4 protein-coding genes are annotated in these 3,404 nt (G+C 54.3%); 3 read left to right on the forward strand and 1 reads right to left on the reverse strand.

What is annotated here, in order from left to right; translation table 11 throughout:
* Window positions 1-30: 30 nt before the first annotated feature.
* A complete protein-coding gene (hemL, locus tag FDW94_RS11305) occupies window positions 31-1,311 on the reverse strand; it encodes a glutamate-1-semialdehyde 2,1-aminomutase (RefSeq protein ID WP_137377597.1) in 1,281 nt (426 codons plus the stop codon).
* 168 nt (window positions 1,312-1,479) lie between these two features.
* Between hemL and clcA the strand changes: the two genes are divergently transcribed.
* The 3 genes from clcA to erpA are packed head-to-tail and all read left to right on the forward strand — an operon-like array spanning window position 1,480 to window position 3,327.
* Window positions 1,480-2,901, forward strand: coding sequence for a H(+)/Cl(-) exchange transporter ClcA (gene clcA, locus FDW94_RS11310; protein ID WP_137377598.1), 1,422 nt, complete (start codon window positions 1,480-1,482; stop codon window positions 2,899-2,901).
* 23 nt (window positions 2,902-2,924) lie between these two features.
* A complete protein-coding gene (yadW, locus tag FDW94_RS11315; RefSeq protein ID WP_122973801.1) occupies window positions 2,925-2,990 on the forward strand; it encodes a small protein YadW in 66 nt (21 codons plus the stop codon).
* Window positions 2,983-3,327 carry an iron-sulfur cluster insertion protein ErpA gene (gene erpA / locus FDW94_RS11320; protein ID WP_032942401.1) on the forward strand — a complete coding sequence of 115 codons (345 nt, stop codon included), beginning with the start codon at window positions 2,983-2,985 and terminating at the stop codon, window positions 3,325-3,327. The genes yadW and erpA overlap by 8 nt, the downstream gene beginning before the upstream one ends.
* Window positions 3,328-3,404 lie beyond the last annotated feature (77 nt).

The raw sequence follows: 3,404 nt of genomic DNA on the forward strand, positions 1-3,404 counted from the left end.
CCCGGCCTACATTTCTGCACGTTCTCTTTTTTACAACTTCGCAAACACCCGGCGCGCGGCGTCGATGGTGTTATTGATATCGTCTTGACTGTGCGCCACGGACATAAAGCCCGCTTCGAAAGCAGACGGCGCCAGATAAATTCCTTCATCCAGCATCATGTGGAAGAAGCGCTTGAAGCGTTCGACGTCGCATGCCATCACATCCTGATAGCAGGTTACGGTTTCTGCATCGGTGAAGAAAATCCCGAACATCCCGCCCACATGGTTAACCACCAGCGGAATATTCGCTTCTTCGGCAGCTTCCAACAGACCTTCCGCCAGACGCGTCGTCAGTTCGTTCAGCGTTTCATGAATACCCGGTTGGGCGACTTCGGTCAGACAGGCATAACCTGCCGCCATCGCGATCGGGTTACCGGAAAGCGTCCCCGCCTGGTAAACCGGACCGGTCGGCGCCAGTGCGTCCATCACATCGCGGCGACCGCCGAATGCGCCAACGGGCATTCCGCCACCGATAATTTTACCGAGGCAGGTCAGATCCGGAACAACGCCGTAATAATCCTGCGCACCGGCCAGTGCCACGCGGAAACCGGTCATCACTTCATCGATAATCAACAGCGCGCCAAACTCATCGCACAATGCACGCAGGCCTGGCAGGAATTCTGGCAGCGGCGGGATGCAGTTCATGTTGCCGGCGACCGGCTCAACGATGATACAGGCGATCTCCTGCGGGTACTGTTCAAACGCTGCACGCACTGAAGAGAGATCGTTATAGGTGCAGGTCAGGGTGTGTTTCGCGAAATCAGCTGGAACGCCAGGGGAGTTCGGCTGGCCCAGCGTTAACGCGCCGGAACCGGCTTTGACCAGCAGGCAGTCAGCATGGCCGTGGTAGCAGCCTTCAAATTTGATGATTTTATCACGACCGGTGAAACCGCGCGCCAGACGGATTGCGCTCATTGTCGCTTCCGTACCGGAGTTCACCATGCGCACCATGTCCATGGTCGGCACTAATTCGGTGACCAGCTCCGCCATTTTCACTTCCATCTCGGTCGGTGCACCGAAGCTTAAACCGCGTTCCGCAGCTTCAATCACCGCATTACGGATTGCCGGGTGGTTGTGACCCAGTACCATCGGTCCCCAGGAACCGACGTAATCGACATAGGCTTTACCATCGACATCGTACAGATACGCGCCGTCCGCTTTTTCGATAAACAGCGGAGTACCACCCACGCCAGTAAAGGCGCGAACGGGGGAGTTAACGCCGCCTGGGATAAGTTCGCGTGCTGCGCTGTAGAGATTTTCAGACTTACTCATGGATGGGGTCCTGGTTCGTAGAAAAAGTAAATGCCCGCTATTCTAGTTATTCAGAGAAGGTTATGAAAGTTTTACGCATTTGAAACAATGCGATTTGCAGGGGATTTTCGCGAAATGTGCGAGTAGAATGCCGATTCCGTATTTGTATTACCAATTAATGATCATCTGATGAAGACAGACACTCCCTCTTTTGAAGCACAGCAAATTGTGCGTTTACGCCGCAGGGATCAAATTCGTCGTCTCCTGGAACGAGACAAAACGCCGTTGGCGATCCTGTTGATGGCTGCAGTAGTGGGTACTGTGACAGGGCTTGTTGGCGTGGCATTTGAGAAAGCGGTGACCTGGGTGCAGAATCAGCGCATTGGCGCGCTGGCTCAGGTTGCGGACCATGACATTCTGCTGTGGCCGCTGGCGTTTATTCTCTCGGCGTTGCTGGCGATGGTCGGCTATTTCCTGGTGCGTAAATTTGCGCCGGAAGCCGGTGGTTCGGGGATCCCTGAGATTGAAGGTGCGCTGGAAGAGCTGCGACCTGTGCGTTGGTGGCGTGTCCTGCCGGTGAAATTTATCGGCGGCATGGGCACGCTGGGTGCTGGCATGGTGCTTGGGCGTGAAGGTCCGACCGTGCAGATTGGCGGCAACATTGGACGCATGGTGCTGGATATTTTCCGTATGCGCAGCGCCGAAGCGCGGCATACCCTGCTGGCTACCGGTGCCGCAGCGGGCTTGTCGGCGGCGTTTAACGCTCCGCTGGCGGGGATCCTGTTCATCATTGAAGAGATGCGCCCGCAGTTTCGCTATAACCTTGTGTCGATCAAAGCCGTGTTTACCGGCGTTATTATGTCGAGCATTGTGTTTCGTGTTTTCAACGGTGAAGCCCCGATAATTGAAGTCGGGAAACTGTCTAATGCGCCGGTGAATACGCTGTGGCTGTATCTCGTGCTCGGGCTTATTTTTGGCTGTGTCGGGCCATTGTTCAACACCATGGTGTTGCGCACCCAGGATATGTTTCAGCGCTTTCACGGCGGTGAAATTAAAAAATGGGTGCTGATGGGCGGCGCGATCGGCGGTCTGTGCGGGGTTCTGGGATTAATTCAACCTGAAGCGGCAGGCGGTGGCTTTAACCTGATCCCGATTGCCGCAGCAGGCAATTTTAGCGTCGGTCTACTGCTGTTTATATTTATCACCCGGGTCGTCACCACGCTGCTGTGCTTCTCATCCGGCGCGCCCGGTGGGATCTTTGCCCCGATGCTGGCGTTGGGGACGTTGCTTGGTACGGCGTTCGGTATGGCTGCGGCGGCCTCTTTTCCGCAGTATCACCTGGAGGCCGGAACCTTTGCCATTGCCGGAATGGGGGCTTTGTTGGCTGCTTCGGTGCGTGCGCCGCTAACAGGTATTGTACTGGTGCTGGAGATGACCGATAACTATCAGCTCATTTTGCCAATGATTATTACCTGTCTTGGCGCAACACTATTAGCCCAATTTATGGGCGGAAAGCCGCTATACTCGACTATCCTCGCTCGTACGCTGGCAAAACAGGAAGCGGAGCAGACGGCAAAAAGCCAGGGTACTGCCGCTGGCGAGAATACTTGAACGAAATACCAGGGTATTAGATAATGGCCCAAAATATTGGGTTGAAATTTACCCAATTGCCGATGTCGTTTGGAGCAAAATATGAGTGATGACGTAGCGCTGCCACTGCAATTTACTGAAGCAGCAGCCAATAAAGTTAAAAGCCTGATCGCTGACGAAGATAACCCGAATCTGAAATTACGCGTGTATATCACTGGCGGTGGTTGCAGCGGTTTCCAGTACGGTTTCACCTTTGATGATCAGATCAATGAAGGTGATATGACCATTGAGAAACAAGGTGTTGGTCTGGTCGTTGATCCGATGAGTCTGCAATATCTGGTGGGCGGCGCGGTTGACTATACCGAAGGTCTGGAAGGTTCCCGCTTCGTTGTGACTAACCCGAATGCGAAAAGCACCTGCGGGTGTGGTTCTTCTTTCAGCATCTGATTGCTGTCTGTAATACTGATGGTCTGATGTTGTAGGCCCGGTAAGCGTAGCGCCACCGGGCAATGTGCCGGATAGCG

This window comes from Citrobacter sp. wls757, from assembly GCF_005280935.1.
Taxonomy (GTDB): domain Bacteria; phylum Pseudomonadota; class Gammaproteobacteria; order Enterobacterales; family Enterobacteriaceae; genus Citrobacter; species Citrobacter portucalensis.

Excerpts from the sequence above, each read along its gene's own strand:
- clcA (WP_137377598.1), top strand. The coding sequence starts at position 1,480 with ATGAAGACAGACACTCCCTCTTTTGAAGCACAGCAAATTGTGCGTTTA.
- erpA (WP_032942401.1), top strand. The coding sequence starts at position 2,983 with ATGAGTGATGACGTAGCGCTGCCACTGCAATTTACTGAAGCAGCAGCC.
- hemL (WP_137377597.1), bottom strand. The coding sequence starts at position 1,311 with ATGAGTAAGTCTGAAAATCTCTACAGCGCAGCACGCGAACTTATCCCA.